The 22,720-nt window shown below is 70.1% G+C and carries 17 protein-coding genes and 2 pseudogenes; 13 read left to right on the top strand and 6 right to left on the bottom strand.

Going from position 1 to position 22,720, the window contains the following annotated elements; translation table 11 throughout:
- Nucleotides 1-216: 216 nt before the first annotated feature.
- The 3 genes and pseudogenes from VIG79_RS04725 to VIG79_RS04710 form a co-directional block, all read left to right on the top strand.
- Nucleotides 217-405 (top strand): annotated as a pseudogene (locus VIG79_RS04725) (purine permease); the annotation flags it as partial.
- 125 nt (nt 406-530) lie between these two features.
- Nucleotides 531-868: pseudogene (locus tag VIG79_RS19720) on the top strand (solute carrier family 23 protein); the annotation flags it as partial.
- Between the two features lie 282 nt (nt 869-1,150).
- Nucleotides 1,151-2,779 (top strand): AMP-binding protein, encoded by a 1,629-nt coding sequence (locus VIG79_RS04710; protein WP_331882769.1) that lies wholly within the window; start codon nt 1,151-1,153, stop codon nt 2,777-2,779.
- A gap of 119 nt (nt 2,780-2,898) precedes the next feature.
- On the opposite strand, the gene VIG79_RS04705 is transcribed toward VIG79_RS04710, so the two are convergent.
- Nucleotides 2,899-3,867: a DUF2510 domain-containing protein gene (locus VIG79_RS04705; RefSeq protein WP_331882755.1), complete on the bottom strand. Its 969-nt coding sequence runs from the start codon at nt 3,865-3,867 to the stop codon at nt 2,899-2,901.
- Between the two features lie 71 nt (nt 3,868-3,938).
- Here VIG79_RS04705 and argS point away from each other — a divergent pair, with 71 nt between their 5' ends.
- Nucleotides 3,939-5,696: an arginine--tRNA ligase gene (gene argS, locus VIG79_RS04700; protein ID WP_331882752.1), complete on the top strand. Its 1,758-nt coding sequence runs from the start codon at nt 3,939-3,941 to the stop codon at nt 5,694-5,696.
- A gap of 6 nt (nt 5,697-5,702) precedes the next feature.
- On the opposite strand, the gene VIG79_RS04695 is transcribed toward argS, so the two are convergent.
- A complete protein-coding gene (locus VIG79_RS04695; RefSeq protein WP_331882749.1) occupies nt 5,703-6,500 on the bottom strand; it encodes an IclR family transcriptional regulator in 798 nt (265 codons plus the stop codon).
- A 172-nt stretch (nt 6,501-6,672) separates the two neighbouring features.
- On the opposite strand from VIG79_RS04695, the gene VIG79_RS04690 reads away from it, so the two are divergent.
- Nucleotides 6,673-8,163: an NAD-dependent malic enzyme gene (locus VIG79_RS04690; protein WP_331882746.1), complete on the top strand. Its 1,491-nt coding sequence runs from the start codon at nt 6,673-6,675 to the stop codon at nt 8,161-8,163.
- Between the two features lie 22 nt (nt 8,164-8,185).
- Complete coding sequence (gene aceB, locus VIG79_RS04685) at nt 8,186-9,766, top strand: malate synthase A (protein ID WP_331882744.1); 1,581 nt, start codon at nt 8,186-8,188, stop codon at nt 9,764-9,766.
- A gap of 75 nt (nt 9,767-9,841) precedes the next feature.
- Here the strand turns inward: aceB and pucL are convergent, their stop codons facing one another.
- From pucL to VIG79_RS04665, 4 genes are all read right to left on the bottom strand, one after another.
- Entirely contained in the window at nt 9,842-10,723 is an 882-nt protein-coding gene (pucL, locus tag VIG79_RS04680) for a factor-independent urate hydroxylase (RefSeq protein WP_331882741.1), read from the bottom strand.
- 79 nt (nt 10,724-10,802) lie between these two features.
- Nucleotides 10,803-11,129 carry a hydroxyisourate hydrolase gene (uraH, locus tag VIG79_RS04675; RefSeq protein ID WP_331882737.1) on the bottom strand — a complete coding sequence of 109 codons (327 nt, stop codon included), beginning with the start codon at nt 11,127-11,129 and terminating at the stop codon, nt 10,803-10,805.
- Nucleotides 11,126-12,607: a nucleobase:cation symporter-2 family protein gene (locus VIG79_RS04670; RefSeq protein ID WP_331882735.1), complete on the bottom strand. Its 1,482-nt coding sequence runs from the start codon at nt 12,605-12,607 to the stop codon at nt 11,126-11,128. Before VIG79_RS04670 ends, uraH begins: the two co-directional genes overlap by 4 nt.
- A gap of 50 nt (nt 12,608-12,657) precedes the next feature.
- The gene (locus VIG79_RS04665) at nt 12,658-13,959 is read right to left on the bottom strand and encodes a DUF6986 family protein (RefSeq protein WP_331882732.1); all 1,302 of its coding nucleotides are present in this window, start codon (nt 13,957-13,959) and stop codon (nt 12,658-12,660) included.
- Nucleotides 13,960-14,285: 326 nt separating this feature from the next.
- On the opposite strand from VIG79_RS04665, the gene VIG79_RS04660 reads away from it, so the two are divergent.
- From VIG79_RS04660 to VIG79_RS04630, 7 genes are all read left to right on the top strand, one after another.
- The gene (locus tag VIG79_RS04660) at nt 14,286-15,086 is read left to right on the top strand and encodes a hydroxypyruvate isomerase family protein (protein ID WP_331882767.1); all 801 of its coding nucleotides are present in this window, start codon (nt 14,286-14,288) and stop codon (nt 15,084-15,086) included.
- Nucleotides 15,087-15,114: 28 nt separating this feature from the next.
- Nucleotides 15,115-16,023 carry a 2-hydroxy-3-oxopropionate reductase gene (locus VIG79_RS04655; RefSeq protein ID WP_414672580.1) on the top strand — a complete coding sequence of 303 codons (909 nt, stop codon included), beginning with the start codon at nt 15,115-15,117 and terminating at the stop codon, nt 16,021-16,023.
- Nucleotides 16,020-17,795, top strand: a complete 1,776-nt coding sequence (gene gcl / locus VIG79_RS04650) for a glyoxylate carboligase (protein WP_331882730.1) — start codon at nt 16,020-16,022, stop codon at nt 17,793-17,795. Before VIG79_RS04655 ends, gcl begins: the two co-directional genes overlap by 4 nt.
- 17 nt (nt 17,796-17,812) lie before the next feature.
- Entirely contained in the window at nt 17,813-18,973 is a 1,161-nt protein-coding gene (locus tag VIG79_RS04645) for a glycerate kinase (protein WP_331882728.1), read from the top strand.
- Nucleotides 18,970-20,313, top strand: coding sequence for an allantoinase AllB (allB, locus tag VIG79_RS04640; protein ID WP_331882726.1), 1,344 nt, complete (start codon nt 18,970-18,972; stop codon nt 20,311-20,313). The genes VIG79_RS04645 and allB overlap by 4 nt, the downstream gene beginning before the upstream one ends.
- A 6-nt stretch (nt 20,314-20,319) precedes the next feature.
- Nucleotides 20,320-21,489 carry an allantoicase gene (alc, locus tag VIG79_RS04635; RefSeq protein WP_331882724.1) on the top strand — a complete coding sequence of 390 codons (1,170 nt, stop codon included), beginning with the start codon at nt 20,320-20,322 and terminating at the stop codon, nt 21,487-21,489.
- 274 nt (nt 21,490-21,763) lie between these two features.
- Nucleotides 21,764-22,645: an FAD:protein FMN transferase gene (locus VIG79_RS04630; protein WP_331882721.1), complete on the top strand. Its 882-nt coding sequence runs from the start codon at nt 21,764-21,766 to the stop codon at nt 22,643-22,645.
- Nucleotides 22,646-22,720 lie beyond the last annotated feature (75 nt).

The following is a 22,720-nucleotide window of genomic DNA, read 5'->3' as shown; positions in this document are numbered from 1 at the left end:
CGGACGCCGCGCAGGACTGGGCCCTCGGCCCGGACCAGGCCAACGCCGAGCGCGTCCTGGCGACCCGGGCCCGGGCCGACCTCGTGGTCGTCGCTCCTGAACCGGCGTAGTCGCTGTTAGCCGGGCGGAAACGACACCTTTTCCGCGCCGGAAACCGGCCGCCGCCTGCGGGTTAGCGTCGCGGGCAACCCACCAGCTCGAGGACCGAGGCGACGGATGAGCACGACGACCCGCGAGCGAACGTCCGACTCCGCACCCGAGGAGGACGTTCGGCCCGAGGACGAACGACTGCCCTTCCTCTCGTCCCTGGGCAACGGCGTCCAGCACATCCTCGCGATGGTCGGCGGTGTCATCGCCGGCCCGCTCATCCTCGGAGGAGCGGCGGGCCTCAGCGCGCCCGACAAGGCCCTGCTCGTGTCGAGTGACCTGTTCGTCAGCGGCCTCGCCACCATGCTGCAGACCTGGGCGTCCCGTTCTTCGGAGCGCAGCTGCCGCTCGTCCAGGGAGTCTCGTTCGCGTCGGTGTCGACGATGCTCGCCATCATCGGCGAGTCGAAGGGCGTCCCCGGCCTCCAGAGCGACTTCGGTGCGGTCGTGGCCGGCCTCGTCGGACTGGTCATTGCCCCGTTCTTCTCCAAGATCGTCCGGTTCTTCCCCCCGTCGTGACCGGCAGCATCATCACCGTGATCGGCCTGTCACTCATGCCGCTGGCGGCCGGCTGGATCATCGGCAACATCCCGACCGCGCCCGACTACGCGTCGCCGAGCAACATCGCGCTGGCGATCTTCACGCTCTTCGTCGTCCTGGTCCTCAGCAAGATCCAGGCGCTCTCCCGGTTGGCCGTCCTGCTCGGCCTGGTGATCGGCACCATCGGCGCCTTCATCGTCGGCAAGGGCAGCACGTCGGGTCTGTCCGGCTCGAGCGCGATCGCGCTGCCCGGCCGTCCACGCCGGAGGACCCGACCTTCCTCGCGGCGGCGCCACCCGTGCTCATCGAGGGGGACCAGGTCGACGTGCTCGAGTCCGGCGGCATGGTCGACGGTGACCCGGTCGACTCCGAGGGCCACCCGATCAGACAGGAGAGCTGAACCGGCCGGGAGGGGCATACTCGGGAACAACCGGTTCCCAGCCCCGACGCCGTGGAGGTCGCCGATGCCCGCCGAACCCGCTCTGTCGTACACCGCCGGAGAGACCGATATCCCGCTCATCGAGCAGACCATCGGCGACAACTTCGACGCGACCGTCGCCCGCTTTCCGGACCGCGAGGCGCTCGTGGACGTCGAGCAGGGCACGCGGTGGACCTGGGCCGAGCTGAAGCGGGACGTGGACGTCGCGGCCCGCGGCTTGGTGGCGGCGGGCATCGAGAAGGGGGACCGGGTCGGCATCTGGGCGCCGAACTGCGCCGAGTGGACCATCGTCCAGTTCGCCACGGCCAAGATGGGCGCGATCCTCGTCAACATCAACCCCGCCTACCGCACGCACGAGCTGAAGTACGTCCTGGGCCAGGCCGGGATCCGGATGATCGTGGCCGCGCCGTCGTTCAGGAGCAGCGACTACGCCGCGATGATCGAGGAGGTGCGCGGGGACGTTGCCGGCCTCGAGCAGGTCGTCCTCATCGGGACGGACAGCTGGCACGACCTGCTCGCCGGTGCCGAGCGGGTCAGCCCCGAGCACCTAGCCGAGATCCAGTCCGGCCTCCACCACCAGGACGCCATCAACATCCAGTACACCTCTGGCACAACGGGATTCCCCAAGGGCGCGACGCTCAGCCACCGGAACATCCTCAACAACGGGTACTTCGTCGGCGAGCTCTGCCGCTACACCGAGGCCGACCGGGTCTGCATACCGGTGCCCTTCTACCACTGCTTCGGCATGGTCATGGGGAACCTCGCGTGCTCGACCCACGGGGCGGCCATGGTGATCCCGGCACCCGGCTTCGACCCCGCAAAGACGCTGCAGGCCTGCCAGGACGAGAAGGTGACGTCGCTCTACGGCGTCCCCACGATGTTCATCGCGGAATGGTCGCTGCCGAACTTCGCCGACTACGACGTGTCCGCCATCCGCACCGGGATCATGGCCGGCTCCCCGTGCCCGGCCGAGCTGATGAAGAAGGTCATCGCGTCGGGGATCGAGGAGATGACCATCTGCTACGGCATGACCGAAACGTCGCCGGTGTCGACGCAGACCCGCACCGACGACTCCTTCGACCACATGGTCGGCACCGTCGGCCGGGTCGGTCCGAACCTGGAGATCAAGGTGGTCGACCCCGCCACCGATGAGACCCTGCCGCGTGGTGAGCCGGGCGAGTTCTGCACCAAGGGCTACTCGGTGATGCTCGGCTACTGGGAGCAGCAGGACAAGACCGACGAGGTCCTCCAGGACGGCTGGATGCATACCGGTGACATCGCCGTCATGGGTGAGGACGGCTACGTCCAGATCACCGGACGGATCAAGGACATGGTCATCCGCGGCGGGGAGAACATCTACCCGCGGGAGATCGAGGAGTTCCTCTACACCCACCCCGACATCCTCGACGCCCAGGTGATCGGGGTCCCGGACGAGCGCTACGGCGAAGAGCTGTGCGCCTGGGTCCGGATGCGCGACGGGGCCGAGCCGCTCACCGCCGATGCGGTGCGCGAGTTCGCCACCGGCAAGCTCGCCCACTACAAGATCCCGCGCTACGTCCAGATCGTCGACGAGTTCCCGATGACCGTCACCGGGAAGGTCCGCAAGGTGGAGATGCGGGAGAAGTCGGTCGCCGACCTCGGTCTGGCGACGTAGCGAGCCACACCGCTCGGGGCCGCGGCAGCGGCGACTTCCCGGAGTGCCACCGGCGCGGCATACCCTCCCCCTGCCCAGGTATGCCACGCCGGCGTCCCCCCGATGGACCGCCGAGACCCTCACATGCGCGTGAACTGCGCGGCGGCGGGCTTCGCGGTGTCCGCACCGGCGGCGGGCGCCCGCCCCCGGAGATTGTCGGTGACCCTCGTGATGACGAGGATCAGGGTGACGGTCGCGGCGACGCCGAGAGCCGTGCTGATGATGAACGCGAAGATGAGGTCGCGCAGGTAGTCGACGGTGCCGAGCGCCTCGCGGATGCGGACCAGCGCGACCGCCTGGATCCACGCGGGGAAGAAGTGGAGCGCGCAGAAGGCGATGACGATGGGCGGTGCCGCGCGCGACGCGGTGGTGGGTCCGTGCCCGATGCGGCGCGGGTCGGAGGCCTGGTAGAGGTCGGTCAGCGTCCGCCACGCGACCCGGATGTTGAGCAGGGGCACGCAGGACCCGATCACGGTGCCGACCATCGACCCGCGGATCAGCTGCTTGTTCATGTGCCGGTCGTTGCGGGAGACCCCGACCCAGACCAGGACGAACACCCAGCTGAGGAAACCCACCAGCAGCAGGGCCAGGAACAGCAGGACCATCGTGCGCAGCAGCGACCGGGCGCCGTCCTCGTGGACGTCACCGGGCTGCATGCTCCAGATCTGCAGCGTGTTCAGGGTGGCGATCCACCACAGCAGCGATACGCACGACGCGACGACGGACAGGGCCAGCATCAGCTGGGCGATGAGTGCCCAGGCGCGCACCCCCTCGTTGGTCCGGATCGGGGGCGCGCCGGTCTGCTCCAGCGGCCCCGGGTCCGGCGGTCGGACGTGCTCGGTCCAGTGCCGGCCGTCCCACAGCCGGAGCTGGCCTGCGACGTTCGGGTCCGGGCGCCAGCCCGCGTCGGTGCCGTGCGGGAAGTGCATGGCGGGTGGCAGCTCGCCGAGGTGCGGCGCACCGGGGTCGTCGAACGACGCGGGCTCCTCCGGCCCGCGAGGAATCCCGAACTCTGGAGACGCCTCCGGCAGCGTCCAGGGATCAGCCATGCCGACAGTGTCCCCGCGACCGGCGATACCCGGAATCCTCCGAATGGGTACCTCCCCATAGCCTTGTGGCCATGCCGTCCCCGTCCGAGGTCCTCGCTCCCCGCGTGACCGCGGCGATCGCCGCGGCGTTCGGAGACGACTACCCCGAGCTGCGTGACGCCGACCCCGTACTCAGGCCCTCCCAGTTCGCGGACCTCCAGGTCAACGCGCCCCTGGCCCTCGCCAAGAAGGTCCGGATGCCGCCGCGCGAGGTCGCGGCGCAGATCCTGGTCCACCTCGACCTCGACGGGATCGCGGAGCCGGCCCAGGTCAGCGGACCCGGGTTCCTCAACATCACGCTTGCCGACTCATGGCTGGCCGCAGCGGTCGCCGAGATGGCCGCCGACCCCAGACTCGGCGTCGCGCGGCAGCCAACCGAGAACATCCCGATCGACTACTCCTCGCCCAACGTGGCCAAGGAGATGCACGTCGGCCACCTGCGCACCACGGTCGTCGGCGACGCCTTGGCCCGCACGCTGGAACGCCTGGGGCACCACGTGATCCGGCAGAACCACATCGGCGACTGGGGCACGCCGTTCGGCATGCTCATCGAGCACCTCCTCGACGTCGGGGAGGACTCGCCCGAGGCCGGTCTGCTCGAGAGCGACCCGAACGCCTTCTACCAGGCTGCCCGCGCCGACTTCGACCGCGACCCGGCGTTCGCCGCCCGGGCCCGGGCCCGGGTCGTCTCACTGCAGGCCGGCGACCCCGACACGATGCGCCTCTGGAGCGAGGTCGTCGACCTGTCGAAGCACTACCTCAACCGGGTCTACGACGTCATGGGCGTCGCCCTCACCGACGCCGACCTCTACGGCGAGTCGCGCTACAACGCCGAGCTGGCGGCGCTCTGCGACGAGCTGGAGGCGAAGGGGATCGCACGGATCAGCGAGGGTGCGCTCTGCGTGTTCCTCGACGGCTACACCGGACGCGAGGGGAAGCCGGTTCCGCTGATCATCCGCAAGTCCGACGGCGGCTACGGCTACGGCGTCACCGACCTCGCGACGATCCGCTATCGCGCCAACGACCTGCACGGCGACCGGATCGTCTACGTCGTCGGCGTGACCCAGGCCCTGCACTTCCAGATGGTCTGGGAGACGGCCCGGTTGGCCGGTTGGCTCCCTGACGGCGCCCGCCCCATCCACGTCCAGATCGGCAATGTCCTCGGGAAGGACCGCAAGCTGCTGCGCACCCGGTCGGGAGAGACGCCGCGCCTCAGCGGCCTCATCGACGAAGCGGTCATCGCCGCGCGCCGCGTCCTCGACGAGGCACGGCCCGACCTGGCCGAGGCGGTCCGCGCGGCGATCGCCCCGCAGATCGGCATCGGCGCCGTCAAGTACGCCGACCTCTCCGTCGCCCACGACAGCGAGTACGTCTTCGACCTCGACCGGATGGTCGCGCTGACCGGCAACACCGGCCCCTACCTGCAGTATGCGGCGGCGCGGGTGCGCTCGATCTTCCGGAACGCCGGCCTCGACCCCACGACGGAGGGAGCCGGCGGCGGGCGTCGGCGGATCGTGGTCCGGGACGCCGGCGAGCGCGACCTGGCCCTCGCCCTGCTGGAGTACGGCTCCGTGGTGGCCCAGACCGGCGACGAGCTCGAACCCCACCGGCTCGCCGCATACCTCTTCGACCTGGCGCAGGCGTTCTCGACCTTCTACGAGCACCACCCGGTGCTCAAGGCCGAGGACGCCGAGCTGCGCGAGTCGCGGCTCGCGTTGTGCGGGCTGACCCTCGCCGTGTTGGTCGAGGGCCTCGGTCTGCTCGGCGTGAGCGCTCCAGACCAGATGTAGGCGAGGTCAGGCGAGGTCGCGGGAGAGGGCGACGGCGGCCTCGCGCAGGATCGGGTACATGCGTTCGATGACCTCAGGCGTCATCCGGGTGGCCGGCCCGCTGACCGAGAGTCCGAGCCTGGTCGGTGCGTCGGGCACGGCCACGGCGACGCAGCGCACGCCGTGCTCCTGCTCCTCGTCGTCGACGGCGTAGCCGTGTTCGCCGACCCACAGCAGCGCCTGGGCGAAGGTGTCGGGGTCCGTGATGGTGTTCTCGGTGTGCTCGGGCATACCGGTACGCCGCAGCAGGTCCAGCACCTGGTCCTGCGGCATCTGCGCCATGATCGCCTTACCGACGGCCGTGCAGTGGGGCAGGACGCGACGGCCGACCTCGGTGAACATCCGCATCGCGCGCCGGGACTGCGCCTGGGCGACGTAGACGATCTCGTCGCCGTCGAGCATAGCCAGGTTGGCCGACTCGCCGAGCTCGGCGACCAGCCGGTCGAGGTGGGGCTTGGCCCAGACGCTGAGCATCGCACCGGAGCTCTCGCCGAGACGGATCAACCGGGGGGCGAGGACATACTGCCGGCTCGAGTCCTGGCGCAGGTAGCCGAGGTCGACAAGGGTGCGCAGCAGCCGGTGGATCGTGGGGAGGGGCAGCCCGGACGAGGTCGCGAGCTGGGACAGACCCATGGTGCCGCCGTGGTCGGCCATCGTCTCGAGGAGTCCGAAGGCCCGCTCGATCGACTGCACGGTGCCGGAGCGCGGCGGAACCTTCCCGGTCGGTTCGGCGGCTTCCGCCACCGACGCCACTGACGCACTCATCCGTCCTCCTTGACGCGGGTCTCCCACGGCTTCTTCCCAAAATTTCCGTATAGCGAAAGAGTAAGTGCGCGTCGCGGAGCCCCTTGGCCAGGCGCATCGACGATCGGTTGAAGTTCCGCAACACAGACAATAGTATCCGCAATACGAAAACTCGGCACAAGGGAGACAGTCAATGGCGACACCCAGTCCCGGCTATGCGATCACGGTCCGCGTGGAGACCCCCTCCTCCTCGGGGGCCACCACTGGCCTCGTCGCCGCGGTGAGCACGGCCAAGGGCGTCCTGACGGCTCTCGACGTCGTGGAGTCCCACGCCGACCGCCTCGTCGTCGACGTCACCTGCAACGCCTCGGACGCGGAGCACGCCGACATGATCGTCGCCGAGCTGGCCGAGGTCCCCGGCGTCACCGTCCGCAAGGTCAGCGACCGGACCTTCCTCATGCACCTCGGGGGGAAGCTCGAGGTCAACCCCCGGGTGCCGCTGAAGAACCGCGACGACCTCTCCCGCGCCTACACGCCCGGCGTGGCCCGCGTCTGCCTGGCCATCGCGAAGAACCCCGAGGACGTCCGCCGCCTCACCATCAAGCGCAACACCGTCGCTGTCGTGACCGACGGGTCCGCGGTCCTGGGGCTGGGCAACATCGGCCCGTATGCCGCGCTGCCGGTGATGGAGGGCAAGGCGGCGCTGTTCAAGCAGTTCGCCGGCGTCAGTGCGTGGCCGGTCTGCCTCGACACCCAGGACACCGAGGAGATCATCCGCACCGTCAAGCTGATCGCCCCGGTCTACGGCGGGATCAACCTCGAGGACATCGCCGCCCCCCGCTGCTTCGAGATCGAGCGGCGGCTGCGCGACGAGCTGGACATCCCTGTCTTCCACGACGACCAGCACGGCACCGCCATCGTCGTCCTCGCCGCCCTCACGAACGCGCTCAAGGTGGTCGGGAAGCGGATCGAGGACGTCCGCGTCGTCATCAGCGGCGTCGGCGCCGCCGGGCACGCCATCATCACGCTCCTGCACGCGCAGGGCGTCGGCCACATCGTCGCCTGCGACCGCAAGGGTGCCCTCCACTCCGGCCAGGAACACCAGGAGCCCGCCCGCCGCTGGATCGCCCAGAACACCAACGGTGACGGCCAGGCGGGCACGCTGGCCGAGGTCCTCGCCGGCGCCGACGTCTTCATCGGCGTCTCGGCGCCGGGACTGCTCACCGGCGAGGACGTCGCGACGATGAACGACCACGCCATCGTCTTCGCCCTCGCCAACCCCGACCCCGAGGTCGATCCGCTGGAGGCCGGCCGCACGGCCGCGGTCGTGGCGACCGGCCGCTCGGATTTCCCGAACCAGATCAACAACGTCCTGGCCTTCCCCGGCTTCTTCCGCGGCATGCTCGACGCGGGCGCCCGGGAGATCACCCAGGAGGTCATGCTCGCTGCGGCCCGCGCCATCGCCGGCTGCGTGGAGGAGGGCGAGCTCAACAGCAGCTACATCGTCCCGTCGGTCTTCGACCCGGCCGTCGCGCCGGCGGTCGCCCACGCGGTCCGCGAGGCCGCGACCCGCCAGGGCAACGCCACGCCAGCGGTCGTCGAGGTCGACCATGCCCTCGAGGACGACACCGTTCCCGCATACCAGCCGCACGGCGCCATGGAAGGAATGACCAGTGCCCTCTGAGTCCTCGCCATCACCCGTCGAGGTGACGGGCCCGCCCGTCGACGGGCAGGACACGATTCTCACCACGGAGGCGCTGGACTTCGTCGCGGCGCTGCAGCGCGAGTTCGTCGAGCGCCGCGACGAGCTCCTCGCCGCCCGCAAGACCCGCCGTGACGAGGTGTCGCGCACCGGGAAGCTGGACTTCCTGCCGGAGACCCAGGCGGTCCGCGACGGCGACTGGCGCGTGGCTGCGGCCCCAGCCGATCTGGTCGACCGACGGGTCGAGATGACCGGACCCACTGACCGCAAGATGACGATCAACGCCCTCAACTCCGGCGCCCGGGTGTGGCTGGCCGACATGGAGGACGCGAGTACTCCCCACTGGCACAACGTGATCGGCGGTCAGGTCAACCTCCGCGACGCGATCCGGCGGGACATCACCTTCACCAACGAGAAGGGCAAGGAGTATGCACTGCGCACCGACCAGCGCCTCGCCACCATCGTGGTGCGCCCCCGAGGCTGGCACTTCGACGAGAAGCACCTCGTGGTCGACGGCTCCCCGGTGGTCGGCGCGCTGGTCGACTTCGGCCTCTACTTCTTCCACAACGCGCAGGAGCTGCTCGACCGCGGCAGCGGCCCGTACTTCTACCTGCCCAAGACGGAGAGCCACCTCGAGGCCCGCCTCTGGAACGACGTCTTCACCGTCGCGGAGCAACGGCTCGGGATCCCGCACGGCACGGTCCGCGCGACGGTCCTCATCGAGACCATCCCCGCGGCGTTCGAGATGGACGAGATCCTCTACGAGCTGCGCGAGCACGCCTCCGGCCTCAACGCCGGACGGTGGGACTACCTGTTCAGCATCATCAAGTACTTCCGCGACAGCGGTCCAGAGTTCGTCCTGCCCGACCGCAGCCTCATCGGGATGCCGACGCCCTTCATGCGCGCCTACGCCGAGCTGCTGGTCCAGACCTGCCACCGGCGCGGTGCGTTCGCCATCGGCGGCATGTCGGCGTTCATCCCGAGTCGCAAGGACAAGGAGGCCAACGAGCGCGCCTTCGCCAAGGTCCGGGAGGACAAGCAGCGGGAGGCCGGCCAGGGCTTCGACGGCTCGTGGGTGGCCCACCCCGACCTCGTGCCGGTCTGCCAGGAGATCTTCGACAGCGTTCTCGGCGACCAGCCCAACCAGCTCGACGTGCTCCGCGACGACGTCCACGTCACCGCCGAGGACCTGCTCGACATCGCCTCCGCGGAGGGCGAGATCACCCTGGCCGGCCTGACCGGCAACGTGGAGGTGGCGGCCCGCTACCTCGAGGCGTGGCTCGGAGGTCTGGGCGCCGTAGGGATCCACAACCTCATGGAGGACGCCGCGACCGCGGAGATCTCGCGGTCGCAGATCTGGCAGTGGGTCCACAACGGCTCGCGGCTCGACGACGGCACCCTCATCACCGCCGAGCTGGTTCGCGACGTCATGGAGCAGGAGCGCAGCGCCATCCGCGCCGAGCTCGGCGACGCCTACGACGACCGCAACTTCGAGACCGCGTTCCGCGTGCTGGAGCAGGTGGCGCTGGCCGACGACTACGTCGACTTCCTGACCCTCCCGGCCTATGAGGCCGCCGCGTCCTGAGGCCCGCCGGAGACCACGAAAGGGAGGATCCACCACACCCGGGTGTGGTGGATCCTCCCTTGTCGTTGCGCCCGCTCAGCAGAACCCGGCGATGCCGTTCCAGGCGGAGTCGGCGGTCGGCGCACCGGTGCGCTGGATGGTCGCCTCGATGAGGCCGTAGGGACGGTCCGCGGCGTAGAAGACCTCGCCCGGGTTGTCGAGTCCGAACGGGCTGAGGTCGGACAGGAAGTGGTGCTTGTTGGGGCAGGAGAACTTGATCTCGTCGATCTCGCTGTGGGCGTCCATGACCGCCTCGGCCATCTGGTACAGCGTCTGCTGGAGGGCCTTGGAGTACCCCTGGGTGAACGAGTCGAGGATGACGCCCTTGACCGACGCATACGCCTTGTCGAAGTCCATGTCCCTGGTGTTGTAGCGCCACCGCGTCGCGATGTTGGTCGCGAGAATGCGGTCCTCGGTCTCCTGGAGGGTCGTGTAACGGTCCTTGGGGTACCCCACGAACCCGGACTCCGTCGTCTTCATCACCGTCAGGCTGTGGAACCCGCCGATCACGGTGGTGTCGTCGCCGTCCTTGACGACGACCGCCGTGCGGACCTCGGGCGAGCCCCGGTAGAAGCTGTGGTCGTGCTCGCTGATGCGGGTCCACCCGAACTCCTCGGCCTCCCATCGGCCGCCCGTGACCCAGTCGAACGACGAGGTGAAGTGGTCGGCGAGCCGCAGCAGGAGCTGCTCGGGCGAGTCGAACTTCTCCTTGGCGAACGCGAAGATCGTGTTCTTCTGCGTGTCGGTGGCGACGACGTGAGCGTTGTCGCCCTCGGTGTGCGCCGTGAGGAAGTCACCGCGCAGCTGCGAGGTGACGTTGAGGTCGCGGACCTCGTGGCGGTCGGTGTCGCGGATGACTCGCACGACGCGGTTCTCCGCCTTGCCGTACTGGTTGCTCGCCAGCTGGATGTCAGCCATGTCGTTGTCTTCCCTTCGAGGGGGCGTATGCCAGATGAGTGTTCTCTTGCGGTGTTGCGTCCGCGTTCCGACGGGTTGGTCAGCTTCCGCGGTAGGTCGTGTACGAGTAGGGGCTGAGCAGCAGAGGGATGTGGTAGTGCCCTTGTTCGGACTCGGTGCGGAACACCACGACCACCTCGGGGTGGAAGCTCGGCGTCCCTGAGCGGGCGAAGTAGTCACCGGACCCGAACACCACGCGGTATGCGCCGGAGTCCAGGGCATCGGGCCCGAGGTCGCCGACCCGCCCGTCGGCGTCGGTGGTCGCGGTGCCGAGGAGGTCGCCGGCTTCGGACTCCAGCCGGACCGACACGCCTTGGGCGGGGCGACCCGCGGCGGCGTCGAGGACGTGGGCCGAGACGTAGCTCACGGGTTCCCCCCGTGGCTCTCACCGCGGGCCGCCGGACCGTGGGGGTCGAGCCGGGCCTCGTCCTGCTCGCTGATCGCCGCGGGAGCAGGACCCTCGGCGAAGATCGGCCCCTCGTCGCTCTCGGGGCGCCCGACGATGTTGAAGACGATGTTGAGCAGCACCGCCGTGATGGCCGCGGACGTGATCCCGGAGTCGAAGATGACGGTGAACCAGGTGGGGAACTTGTCGTAGAACGTCGGCACGGCGATGGGGATGATCCCCATGCCGAGCGAGAAGGCGACGATGACGATGTTGGCGTTGCCCGAGAAGTCCACTCGGCTGAGGGTGCGGATGCCACTGGCCGCGACGGTGCCGAAGAGGGCCACGCCCGCGCCACCGAGCACCGGCAGAGGCACCAGGGCCACCAGCGCGCCGAGGATGGGGAAGAGGCCGAGGAACAGCAGGATCCCGCCGCTGACGGCGACGACGAAGCGGCTCTTGATGCCGGTGATGGCGACCAGGCCGACGTTCTGGGCGAAGGCACTGACCGAGAACCCGTTGAAGATGCTGGCCAAGGCCGTCGACAGCATGTCCGCGCGCAGGCCGTTGGTGACGGTCTGGCGGTCCGCCGGCTTGTCGATCACCTGCCCGATGGCGAGGATGTCGGCCGTGGTCTCGGTCATGATGACGAGCATCACGACGACCATCGACACGGTGGCGCCGATCGCGAAGGTCGGTAGCCCGAAGTGGAACGGCGTCGTCAGCTGGAAGATGCTGGCGTTGGAGATGGCCCCGAAGTCGGTGAGCCCGAACGGGATCGCGACCACGGTGCCAAGGACGAGGCCGAGCAGGATGGCCACCCGGCTGAGCACGGCCGGGGCAAACCGGTAGATCACCACGATGATGACCATGGTGAGGAAGGCGACCGTGACGTTCTTGACGTCGCCGAAGGTCGGGGTCACGCCCGGGGTGCCGCCGCCGGCCCAGCGGATCGCCACCGGCAGCAGCGAGATGCCGATGATGGTGATGACGACGCCCGTGACCACCTCGGGGAAGAAGCGCAGCAGGCTGGTGAAGACCGGCGCGATGAGGAAGCCGATGATCCCCGAGAGCAGCAGGGCGCCGAGGATGGCGCGCAGGCCGACCGTGCCGCCGCCCTCGGCCGCGCCGATGGCCAGCATGGTGGACACCGCGGCGAACGACGTCCCCTGGACGATCGGCTGACGAGCGCCGATCTTCCAGACGCCGAGGGTCTGCAGGAGCGTCGCGATGCCGGACATGAACAGGCCGGCCGAGACGAGGTAGGTCAGGTCGGTCGGGCTCAGCTTGAGTGCGGTGCCGACGACGAGCGGTACCGCGACGACGCCCGCATACATGCTGAGGACGTGCTGCAGCCCGTAGACGAACATCGGGCCGGGCGCGAGAATCTCGTCGACGGGGTGCCGGGCCGGTGCGGCATCGCGCTCGGCGGGTTCAGCGGGGGGTCTGGCGGCAGTCATGGCCGTGGGCCTCCTGACAGGGTCGGGACGAGTGGGGTCGTGCGAGTGGTTCAGCTGAGGGGGACGAGGTTCTCGGTGTCGGACCGCGGCCGGGCCAGGGTTGCGACCTGGCTCGCGGTCAGGCCGCTGCCCGCGACCAGCTCGGTCTCCTCCACCGCGCCACACGACAGGCCTCGCTGGAGGTATCGAGCGAGGGCCCGCGCGGTAGCGGGCTCGTCGAGGATCTGCGAGTCGGCGCGCGAGACGTAGTTGCCGAGGCGCGACAACGCCCGCGGCAGCCCGTGTCGGTAGAACGCGAAGGTCGCGGCGTAGCGGGTCGGCAGCTGGTGCGGGTGGAGGTCCCAGCCCTGGTAGAAGCCGCGCTCCAGGGCTCGCTGGACGAGGCCGGCGTGCAGCCGCCAGGCGACCTCGACCTGGGCGGTGTCGCCCAGGGGCAGCACGTTGGTGGACCCGTCGGACAGGTGCACCGTGGTGCCGGCGACGGCCACCTGCATGACCTGCTTGGCGAAGTCGGCGGCCGGGTGGTCGCTGGACTGGTACTCGGCGGAGATCTGCAGCGATGCGCTGTAGTCGTAGGTGCCGTAGTGCAGGGCGCTGACCCGCCCGCGACCGGCGTGGATCGCGGCCGCCACCGGGTGGTCGCCGGCCGGCCCGATGATCAGCTGGGGCGTCTCCACCTGGATCTCGAAGCGCAGCCGACCGGCGGGGAGTCCGGCCGCGGCCTCGAGCCGCTCGCAGGCGTCGACCATGGCCTCGACCTGGCTCACCGTGCTGACCTTGGGGAAGGTGATGACCAACCCGTCGGGGAGGGTGCCGAGCCGTCGGAGCAGGGTCCCGAGGAACAGGTCGAGCGTGCGTAGCCCGCGGCGGCGGGTCGGTGCCTCGAAGCACTTGAACCGCAGCCCGACAAAGGCGGGCGCGACTCCCTGGGTCACAGCGTCCGCCAGCCGCTGCGCCGTCGCCACGGCGTCCCCGTCCTCCTCGGCGTCCGGCCGCTGGCCGTAGCCGTCCTCGAAGTCCAGGCGCAGGTCCTCGATCGGGTCGGACCTGAGCTTGGCGAGGACGCGAGGGGCGACCTCGGCGGCGATCGCGTCGTCCAGCCCGGCGGCGCGACAGACCGCCTCGATCCCGCCGTTCGCCTCGACGCACGCGGTCGCGGCCGCGCCCCACTGGGCGGGCAGGTCGGGGTGGTAGCGGTCCGCGGGGACGTAGACGGTGTGCACCGGTTGGCGTCGTCCGTCGTCGCCGGGGAAGCGGGTCTCCAGGAGCTGGTCGGTCGACTCCAGCCGGGCGTCCAGCGCCGCCAGGTCGGCCCCCCTGAGCAGCTCCGCGGCGTCACTCGACTCGGGCATACCGGTCACCATGCCCCCACTGTGGCGCGCCCGGCGCGATGAGGGGAAGCGGGCAGGTGAGACACGGGTGGCTCCTCCGGAGGATCGTCGGTGACTTCCGAGAAGTGGACATTATCTTCTGTCATACGGAAGTTCAACCCTTTGTTGAATATATGCGATGGCCGGGCCATGGTGGAGGGATCGACGCCCGCGACGGTTGACGACAGCAGCGGAGACGGGCATACTCACTTCCGTACTTCAGAAGTGAGTTTCCGTATATCGGAAACTCGCCGGAGAATCACCCCACCCGACGTCACAGAGGAGTGATGATGGCGACCGCGCCCGCGCTGCCGTACCTGGCCAACTGCTCGATGCTCTTCACCGAGGTCCCGCTGCTGGAGCGCCCCGCCGCCGCCAAGGCGGCCGGCTTCGACACCGTCGAGTTCTGGTGGCCGTGGCCGGACCAGCCGGTCCCGGGTGACGCCGACGTCGAGGCGTTCGTCACCGCCGTGCAGGACGCGGGCGTGCAGCTCGCCGGACTCAACTTCTTCGCCGGTGACCTCGGCGGGCCCGACTGCGGCGTGCTCTCCATCCCCAGCCGCTCGCAGCAGTTCCGGGACAACGTCGAGGTCACCCTCGGTATCGGCGAGCGGCTGGGCACGAAGGCGTTCAACGCCCTCTACGGCAACCGCGTCGACGACGCGACACCGGGCCAGCAGGACGACTTGGGCACCGAGAACCTCGCGTACGCAGCGAAGGCCGCGGACCGCCTCGGCGCCACCGTGCTGGTCGAGCCGGTGAGCGGTCCGAAGCCCTACCCGCTGCGCACCGCCGACGACGCGGTCGGCGTGGTGGATCGGGTGCGGGCCACCGGGACGGCCAACGTCGGCTTCCTCTGCGACCTCTTCCACCTGGCCAACAACGGCGACGACGTCGACGCGGCCATTGCCAACCACGCCGACCGCGTTGCGCACGTCCAGATCGCCGACGCCCCCGGTCGCGGCGAGCCCGGCTCCGGTGACCTGCCGCTGGACCGCTGGGTGGCCGAGCTCGAGCGGTCCGGTTACACCGGCTACGTCGGTCTCGAGTACAAGCCAACGACCACAACCCTGGAGAGCCTCGCATGGCTCCCGGTCGAGCGTCGCTGAACCACTGACACGCCTGATACACAAGGAGATTCGCACAATGACCAATGTCGCCTTCATCGGCCTCGGCATCATGGGCAACCCCATGGCCGGGCACCTGGCCAAGGCCGGGCACACGGTGACCGGGTTCAACCGGCACCCCAACTACGAGGACCTCGAGGCCGCCGGCGGAAGGGGCGCCGGCTCCCTCAAGGAAGCCGTGACCGACGCCGACGTCGTCTGCATCATGGTTCCCGACTCTCCGGACGTCCGCGAGGTCCTCGAGGGCGAGGGCGGCGTGTTCGACAGCGCCAAGCCCGGCACCCTCGTCGTCGACTTCTCGAGCATCCGCCCCGACGTCTCGGTCGAGCTGGCCAAGACGGCCACGGAGCGCGGTTTCCGGCTCATCGACGCTCCGGTCTCCGGCGGCGAGAAGGGCGCCAAGGAGGCGGTGCTGTCGATCATGGTCGGTGGTGACGCGAAGGACGTCGAGGAGGCCCGCCCGCTGCTCGAGACCGTCGGCAAGACCGTCGTCCACGTCGGCGGGAGCGGCTCCGGCCAGACCGTCAAGGCCGCGAACCAGCTCATCGTGGCCAGCAACATCCAGGCGCTCGCCGAGGCGGTCGTCTTCCTCAAGGCCTACGACGTCGACCTGGAGTCGGCGCTGGAGGTGCTCGGTGGCGGTCTGGCCGGCTCCGCGGTCCTCAACCAGAAGAAGCAGAACATGGTCAACGGCTCGTTCGAGCCCGGCTTCCGGATCGACCTGCACCACAAGGATATGGGCATCGTCACCTCCGCCGCCCGCGAGGCCGGCGTCGTCGTTCCGGTGGCCGCCCTGGTCGCTCAGCTGATGGCCTCCGCCCGGGCCAACGGCGACGGTGGTCTCGACCACTCGGCCCTGCTCAAGGGCGTGGAGCGGCTCAGCGGGCATTCCGACCAACCGGCCGAGGAGTCACGATGACCCGGATGCGCGCCGTCGAGGCCGCGGTCCTCATCCTCGAGAAGGAGGGCGCCACCCAGGCCTTCGGGCTGCCGGGCGCGGCGATCAACCCCTTCTACCGGGCGATGAAGGACCACGGCGGGATCAACCACATCCTCGCCCGCCACGTCGAGGCCGCCTCCCACATGGCCGAGGGCTACACCCGGGCCAAGGCCGGCAACATCGGCATCTGCGTCGGCACATCCGGCCCGGCCGGCACCGACATGATCACCGGCCTGTACGCCGCTATCGCCGACTCCATCCCGATCCTCTGCATCACCGGCCAGGCTCCGGTCGCCAAGCTGCACAAGGAGGACTTCCAGGCCGTCGACATCGCGTCGATCGCCGCGCCGGTCTCCAAGTGGGCGGTCACCGTCCTCGAGCCGGCCCAGGTCCCGGGCACCTTCCAGAAGGCGTTCCAGCTGATGCGGTCCGGCCGTCCGGGCCCGGTCCTCATCGACCTGCCGATCGACGTGCAGCTGGCCGAGATCGAGTTCGACATCGAGACCTACGAGCCGCTGCCGATCGCCAAGCCGACCACCACGCGCGCCCAGGCCGAGAAGATCCTCACCATGCTCACCGCGGCCGAGCACCCGCTCCTCGTCGCCGGCGGCGGCATCATCAACGCCGACGCGGCCGACCTGCTCGTCGAGCTGGCCGAGGTCACCGGCGTCCCGGTGATCCCGACGCTGATGGGCTGGGGCACCATCCCGGACGACCACCCGCTGAACGCCGGCATGGTCGGCCTGCAGACGTCGCACCGCTACGGCAACGCGACGATGCTCGAGTCGGACTTCGTCCTCGGCATCGGCAACCGCTGGGCCAACCGGCATACCGGCGGGATCGACACCTACACCAAGGGCCGCACCTTCGTGCACGTCGACATCGAGCCGACCCAGATCGGCCGGGTGTTCGCACCCGACTACTCGGTCGTGTCCGACGCCAGGGAAGCGCTCGCCACCCTCGTCGAGGTGGCCAGGGAGTGGAAGGACGACACCCGCATCCCCGACTACGGGGTCTGGGCCAAGTCGTGCCAGCAGCGCAAGGGGACGATGCAGCGCAAGACGTCGTTCGACGTCGTGCCGATCAAGCCGCAGCGCGTCTACCAGGAGATGAACAAGGCGTTCGGGCCGGACACCCGCTACGTCTCGACCATCGGGCTCTCGCAGATCCAGGCGGCCCAGCTGCTCCACGTGTTCAAGCCGCGACACTGGATCAACGCCGGCCAGGCCGGACCGCTCGGGTGGACGCTGCCCGCGGCGCTGGGGGTGGCCACGGCCGACCCCGAGTCCACGGTCGTGGCGCTCTCCGGTGACTACGACTTCCAGTTCCTCCTCGAGGAGCTCGCGGTCGGGGCACAGTTCAAGATCCCCTACATCCACGTGGTGGTGAACAACGCCTACCTCGGTCTCATCCGGCAGTCGCAGCGAGGCTTCGAGATGGACTACTGCGTGCAGCTGTCCTTCGACAACATCAACGCTCCGGAGCTCAACGGCTACGGTGTCGACTTCGTCAAGGTGTCAGAGGGGTTGGGCTGCAAGGCGATTCGCGTCTTCGAGCCCGACGACATCCTCCCGGCACTGGAGACCGCGAAAAAGCTCATGGTCGAGTTCGAGGTGCCGGTCGTGGTCGAGGTCATCCTCGAGCGCGTGACCAACGTGTCGATGGGCACCGAGATCGACGGGGTGGTCGAGTTCGAGGACCTCGCCGAGCGTGGCCTGGACGCCCCCACCGCCATCGCGCTGCTCGACTGAGACCCGAGACCACCGTCGTGCCCACCGTCCTCATCGCCTCCGACAAGTTCAAGGGGTCGCTGACCGCTGCCCAGGTCGCCGCCGCGCTCACCGCCGGCATCGGCCGGGTGTCGGACGCCACCGTCGTGACCGTCCCGGTCGCGGACGGTGGCGACGGGACGGTGGAGGCCGCGGTCTCCGCGGGCTTCGAGAAGGTACCGGTCAGCGCGACCGGGCCCACCGGGGAACCCGTCGAGACGGCGTATGCGCGTCGCGGCGAGACCGCGGTCGTCGAGATGGCCGACGTGTCCGGGCTCTGGCGGCTCCCCGAAGGAAGGCGTGAGCCGCTCACCGCGACCAGCCGCGGTCTCGGCGAGGTCATCGGCGCAGCCCTCGACGCCGGCTGTACCCAGGTCGTCCTCGGCATCGGCGGCAGCGCGAGCACCGATGGAGGCGCCGGGATGGTCGCGGCCCTCGGCGGCCGGCTGCTCGACGCGCACCACGACGACCTTCCCGACGGCGGCGCCGCTTTGGCCGGCCTCGACCGCCTGGACCTCGGCGCCCTCCGCAGCCGGATGGAGGGCATCACCGTCACGGTCGCCTCCGACGTCGACAACCCGCTGCTCGGCGGACGGGGCGCGGCGGCGGTCTACGGACCTCAGAAGGGCGCCTCGCCCGAAGAGGTCGCTCAGCTCGACACCGCGCTCGCGCACTGGGCGGATGTGGTCGAGGAGGTCACCGGTCGCGACGACCGGCACCACGCGGGAGCGGGCGCCGCGGGTGGGGTCGGGTTCGGTGCGGTCGCGGTACTCGGTGCGAGTATCCGTTCCGGGATCGACCTGCTGCTCGACCTCGTGGGGTTCGGCGCCGCACTGGAGCAGCTCACGCCCGACGACCTGGTCGTCACGGGGGAGGGGTCTCTCGACGAGCAGACCCTGCACGGCAAGGCCCCCGCCGGTGTGGCGGCGGCGGCCGCCGCCCGCGGCATACCCGTCGTCGCCGTCTGCGGACGCACCACGCTCGACGCCGACCGGTTGCGGGGGGCCGGCATCCACGCCGCGTACGCGCTGACCGACATCGAGCCGGACCCACAGCGGTGCTTCGACGAGGCGGCCACCCTGGTGGAACGGCTCGGGGAGCGCTTGGCTCGGGAGAGGCTGGTCACCACCGAGGCCGCAGAGACGGGAGCGACACCATGAGCGAGTACGACCTGCTGGTGCGAGCCGGGCGGGCGGTCCTGCCCGACGGCGAGCGCGGTGCGGATGTCGCGGTCAAGGACGGGCAGATCGTCGCCGTCGAGGCACCGGGGTCGGACCTCGGTGAACGCGCGGCTGCGGTCGTCGAGCTCGGTTCTGACGAGGTGCTGCTGCCCGGGATCGTCGACTCCCACGTGCACGTCAACGACCCCGGCCGCACCGAGTGGGAGGGCTTCGAGTCGGCCACCAAGGCCGCCGCCGCGGGCGGGGTCACGACGATCGTCGACATGCCGCTCAACAGCATCCCGCCGACCGTCGACGTTGCGGCCCTGGAGGTCAAGCGCAAGACGGCCGACGGCCAGACGTGGGTGGACGTGGGGTTCTGGGGCGGCGCCGTACCCGGCAACGTGGCCGACCTGCGGCCGCTGCACGAGTCCGGCGTGTTCGGGTTCAAGTGCTTCTTGCTGCACTCGGGCGTCGATGAGTTCCCGGCGCTGTCGCCGGCCGAGGTCGAGGCGGCGATGCGCGAGATCGCCGCGTTCGACGGGTTGCTCATCGTCCACGCCGAGGACCCCGACGAGATCGACCACGCCGCGAACGCCGGCGGACGCGCATACTCCGAGTTCCTCGCCTCGAGGCCGCGGCAGGCCGAGAACCTCGCCATCCAGCACCTCATCGAGCAGTCCCGGGTGACCGGGTGTCGCATCCACATCCTCCATGTCTCCAGCTCCGACGCGCTGCCGCTGATCCGGCAGGCCGAGGCGGACGGCGTGCGCATCTCCGCGGAGACCTGCCCGCACTACCTCACGTTCACGTCGGAGGAGATCCCGGAGGGCGCGACGCAGTACAAGTGCTGCCCGCCGATCCGTGAGTCGTCGAACCGCGACCTGCTGTGGGAGGGGTTGCGCGACGGGACGATCGACATCGTCGTCTCGGACCACTCACCGTCGACGGCCGACCTCAAGCACTTCGACACCGGCGACTTCGGCACCGCGTGGGGCGGCATCTCGTCACTCCAGCTCGGGTTGTCGGCGGTCTGGACCGAGGCGCGGCAGCGCGGGTTCACGCTCACCGACGTCGTGCGCTGGATGTCCCGCGGCCCCGCCGACCAGACCGGGCTCACCCACAAGGGCCGCATCGCCGTGGGCGCCGACGCCGACTTCGCGGTGTTCGCGCCCGACTCCCAGCAGGTCATCCGCGCCGAGCGCCTGCACCACAAGAACCCCATCACGCCGTATGCCGGCCGGACCCTCACGGGGACCGTCCGCAGCACCTGGCTGCGCGGCATCCGCATCGACGTCGCCGGACCGCCCCGCGGCCGGCAGCTGACCAGAGGAGAGTAGGAACCCATGCACGAGAGTCCCAACCCCGAGGCCCCGTCCTTCGCCGCCCTCCCGGACCTCGCGTCCCGGGCGCTCGCGGGGAGCGTGGTCTACGCGAACGACGAGCTCTTCGCGCAGCGCGAGAACCTCATCACGCCCGGCCGCGCGGTGTTCTCGACCGAGGACTTCGGCCACAAGGGCAAGGTCTACGACGGCTGGGAGACCCGCCGCCGTCGCGAGGACGGTCACGACTGGGCGATCGTGCGGCTCGGGGTGCCGGGTGTCGTCCGGGGCGTCGACATCGACACCTCCTGGTTCAAGGGCAACTACCCGCCGCACGCCTCGGTCGAGGCCGCGTCGTTCGAGTGGCACCCCTCGGACGCCGAGCTCGAGTCGGCCGACTGGGTCACGCTGGTCGAGAAGTCGCCGCTCAAGGGCGACACCGACAACTACTTCGACGTGACCGACGAGCGCCGGTTCACCCACGTGCGTCTCTCGATCTTCCCCGACGGGGGCGTGGCCCGCTTCCGGGTGCACGGCGAGCCGGTCCCGGACCCGCGGTTCCTCACCGGGACCGTCGACCTGGCCGGGCTGGAGAACGGTGGCGCGGTCGTCGACTGCTCCAACATGTTCTACTCGTCGCCCACGCAGATCCTGCTGCCCGGCCGGGCCCGGATCATGGGCGAGGGGTGGGAGAACGCGCGGCGTCGCGACGGCGGCAACGACCACGTGACGGTGGCGCTGGCGGCTCCTGGGCTGGTTCGCCGGATCGAGGTCGACACGTCGTACTTCGTCGGCAACGCCGCCGGCTGGGCTCGGCTGTCCGGCGTCAACGAGGCGACCGGCAACGTCGACGACCCGTCGACGTGGGAGGAGCTGGTGCCCAAGACCCGACTCCAGCCCGACACGCGGCACTTCTTCCGGGTGTCGTCGTCCGCGCCGGTGACCCACGTCCGGCTGGACGTGTACCCCGACGGCGGCCTGGCCCGGCTACGGATCAACGGCGAGGTCGACGAGGCCGCCCTGCACGCGGCCGTGGTCCGCTGGCTGGAACTGCTGCCGGAGAGCCACGCGGTCCAGGTCCTGACGTCCGGTGCTGGACTCTCCGCCGCGGAGGCCGAGGCCCTGGTCGGCAAGCGCCCGTTCGGTGAGGGCGCGGTCCCGGACGAGGTCGTGACTGCCCTCCTCGACAACTGACCCCGCGCCCACTTCTCGGACATGCCTGAGTAGTCGACGCCGGTATGCGTTTCGGCCGCAGCTCGTCGGACATGTCTGAGTTGTTGTCGGCGGCGGCGCAACAGCACACGTTGCGGGCGGTCGAGTAAAGGGTGCGCGGTCGCGTGGCGATGGGAGGACGGCGAGGCTCAGGCGGGGCGCTCAGACGTCGCACAGCCATCGCATAGTGGGCGCGCCCAGTCTCGGGAGGGTCAGGTCGGCATCAGGCCGACCGCCGCTACCGAGGAGGCTCGTGATGGGAGCCCAGCCGATGCCGTCTCCCAGCGACCACCCCACGAACCGACTCGACCACGACCCGCGCACCACGTTGCGCGGACCCGCATACGAGTGGCCGCTCTGGTCCACGACCATCCGCGTCGTCACGGCGGACCCGCACGCCCTGCCGTCGGCCCGCCGGCTGGTGGAGACCGAGCTGGGCCACGTCGAGCTCGCCGCGAGCCGGGGGCGTCGTGACGCCGAGATCGCCACCCTGCCCACCGGGCGGCGGACGCGCATCAGCGGCACCCTGGCCGCGATCCTGGGGGCCGCCCTCCGCGCGGCCGAGGCGACCGACGGCGCCGTGGACCCGACCACGGGCCGCTCCCTCCGTCCGGTCGGCGACGCCGATGCCTGGCGAGGGATCGAGCTCGACGGGGCGCACCAGACCGTGCTCGTACCCCGAGGGGTCGAGCTCGACCTCGACCCCATCCCCCGGGCCTGGGCCGCCGACCGGTGTGCGGCCGTGGTCGCGGACGTCCTCGACGTCGGCGTGCTGGTCAGCCTCGGCGGGGACATCGCAACCGCCGGTCCCGCCGGCGGCGGGGCCTGGGAGGTCCTCGTGACCGACCCCGACGACCAGCCGAGCGCGCAAGCCGCCCTGGTCGCCATCCCGACCGGCCTGGCCGTGGCGACGTCGACCTCGACCTCGACAAGGACCGGGACCACCCTCTGGCGAACCGCCACCGTCGTTGCCCCGGACTGTGTCACGGCTGCCACCTGGTCGGCGGCCGCCATCGCCGACCCCGGTCCGGCCCACCTGACCGATCGAGGCCTTCCCATCCGCCTGGTCGGCGTAAACGGGTCGCTCACGTACCTCGGCGGCTGGCCGGAGGACGGCGAACTGGCGCCGAGGCCCTGAGCTTGTCGAGCGTTAAGCCCCCTCGGTCGGACCCGCTCGGTTACCCTGAAGTGGTTTAGACGTCAACTGACGTCG

It is taken from the genome of Lapillicoccus sp., from assembly GCF_036559105.1.
Taxonomy (GTDB): domain Bacteria; phylum Actinomycetota; class Actinomycetes; order Actinomycetales; family Dermatophilaceae; genus Lapillicoccus.
This window is presented reverse-complemented; position numbering and strand designations above follow the sequence as displayed.

Coding starts and splice junctions, on each gene's coding strand:
- VIG79_RS04710 (WP_331882769.1), top strand. CDS start 1,151: ATGCCCGCCGAACCCGCTCTGTCGTACACCGCCGGAGAGACCGATATC.
- VIG79_RS04705 (WP_331882755.1), bottom strand. CDS start 3,867: ATGGCTGATCCCTGGACGCTGCCGGAGGCGTCTCCAGAGTTCGGGATT.
- argS (WP_331882752.1), top strand. CDS start 3,939: ATGCCGTCCCCGTCCGAGGTCCTCGCTCCCCGCGTGACCGCGGCGATC.
- VIG79_RS04695 (WP_331882749.1), bottom strand. CDS start 6,500: ATGAGTGCGTCAGTGGCGTCGGTGGCGGAAGCCGCCGAACCGACCGGG.
- VIG79_RS04690 (WP_331882746.1), top strand. CDS start 6,673: ATGGCGACACCCAGTCCCGGCTATGCGATCACGGTCCGCGTGGAGACC.
- pucL (WP_331882741.1), bottom strand. CDS start 10,723: ATGGCTGACATCCAGCTGGCGAGCAACCAGTACGGCAAGGCGGAGAAC.
- VIG79_RS04670 (WP_331882735.1), bottom strand. CDS start 12,607: ATGACTGCCGCCAGACCCCCCGCTGAACCCGCCGAGCGCGATGCCGCA.
- VIG79_RS04665 (WP_331882732.1), bottom strand. CDS start 13,959: ATGCCCGAGTCGAGTGACGCCGCGGAGCTGCTCAGGGGGGCCGACCTG.
- gcl (WP_331882730.1), top strand. CDS start 16,020: ATGACCCGGATGCGCGCCGTCGAGGCCGCGGTCCTCATCCTCGAGAAG.
- allB (WP_331882726.1), top strand. CDS start 18,970: ATGAGCGAGTACGACCTGCTGGTGCGAGCCGGGCGGGCGGTCCTGCCC.
- alc (WP_331882724.1), top strand. CDS start 20,320: ATGCACGAGAGTCCCAACCCCGAGGCCCCGTCCTTCGCCGCCCTCCCG.
- VIG79_RS04630 (WP_331882721.1), top strand. CDS start 21,764: ATGGGAGCCCAGCCGATGCCGTCTCCCAGCGACCACCCCACGAACCGA.